This is a genomic window from Ruegeria sp., from assembly GCF_028066395.1.
Taxonomy (GTDB): Bacteria; Pseudomonadota; Alphaproteobacteria; order Rhodobacterales; family Rhodobacteraceae; genus Ruegeria.
The window spans coordinates 1-1393 of record NZ_JALCBM010000114.1 but is presented as its reverse complement, the minus strand read 5'-3'; the positions used below and the strand labels follow the sequence as shown (position 1 = coordinate 1393).

The window sequence follows — 1393 nt, the reverse complement described above, 5'->3', positions numbered from 1 at the left end:
TCGGGGCGGGCTTCGGTCAGCGCGGCCTGCACGTTGATTACCACATCGCGCCACAACGCGGGCGTCATCCAGACATGCGGATCGTATTTGTCGGCATAATCATCATGGGCCAGCAGTTTGGACTTATCCACACCCTCGGCCACCGCAACAACGGCGCGTTTGCGTTCCAGATCGTGGAAGAAATCCTCCATCTGTGCTTCCAGATAGAGGCCATGCCACAGGATCAGGTCGGCGCGGGTCATGGCGACGATGTCACTGCGGGTCTGACGATACGCATGCGGGTCAACGCCGGGGCCCATCAGGCCCTGAACCTCAACCTGATCACCACCGACCTGACGGGCGGCATCGGCGATCATACCGGTGGTGGCAACCACCTTCAGCGGCGTCTCGGCCCAGGCCGTCAATGGCAATGCAGCGGCCAAGGCCAATGCTGCAAGAAAGCTACGACGAATCATGTCAGACCCCGTTTTGGTATCCTGTTGAGAATGAATATGCGAACCATTCGCAACTAAGTCAATGCTATTGAGAATTATTCGCAAGAAAGCGCTTATTTTGTCCATTTGGTCAAAAAATTTGCCGATCCGCCGCCGCCATGCCTTCCATTTGCCCGCGCGCCGTGCAAATTTGGCGCAAACCTCCCAAAGGATGTGAAGATGGAAACGCAGAGCCAAGAGAGCCCCGTGCGCACCGCGCATCTGCCGCAAGTGACCGAACCCCGCAATCCGGGCATGGAACTGGATCTGGACTGGGTGCGGGCGGTGCAGGCCAACACCTCGGCCATTGAACGCCGCGCGGCGACCCTGCCGGGGCGGCGGTCGGTGAAAAAGGCGCATCAGGCAGCGTGGCTGCTGAAGGCGGTCACGATGATCGACCTGACCACCCTCTCGGGCGACGACACGGTGGGCCGCGTGCGCCGCCTGTGCGCCAAGGCCCGCCAGCCGGTGTCGCCATCGGTCTTGCAGGCGCTGGACATGCCGCCGATCACCACCGGGGCCGTTTGTGTCTATCACGACATGATCGAAACGGCGGTGGATGCGCTGAAAGGCACCGGCATCCCGGTGGCCGCAGTCAGCACCGGCTTTCCGGCGGGCCTGTCGCCGTTCCACCTGCGCGTGGCCGAGATCGAGGAAAGCGTGAAGGCCGGGGCCGAGGAGATCGACATCGTGATCTCGCGCCGCCATGTGCTATCGGGCGACTGGCAGGCTTTGTATGATGAGATGAAGGCCTTCCGCGTGGCTTGCGGCGACGCCCATGTCAAAGCGATCCTCGCGACCGGAGAGCTGGGCAGCCTGCGCAACGTCGCCCGCGCCTCGCTGGTCTGCATGATGGCGGGGGCGGATTTCATCAAGACCTCGACCGGTAAGGAAAGCGTCAACGCCACCCTGCCCGTGTC

At 62.2% G+C, this 1393-nt stretch carries 2 protein-coding genes; one reads left to right on the top strand and one right to left on the bottom strand.

Going from position 1 to position 1393, the window contains the following annotated elements:
• A partial coding sequence (locus MPJ51_RS21155) for a zinc ABC transporter substrate-binding protein (RefSeq protein WP_298390944.1) occupies window positions 1-455 on the bottom strand: 455 nt, incomplete at its 3' end.
• A 198-nt stretch (window positions 456-653) separates the two neighbouring features.
• Between MPJ51_RS21155 and deoC the strand changes: the two genes are divergently transcribed.
• Window positions 654-1393: deoxyribose-phosphate aldolase (deoC, locus tag MPJ51_RS21150; RefSeq protein ID WP_298390942.1), on the top strand; the 740-nt coding region annotated here is incomplete at its 3' end.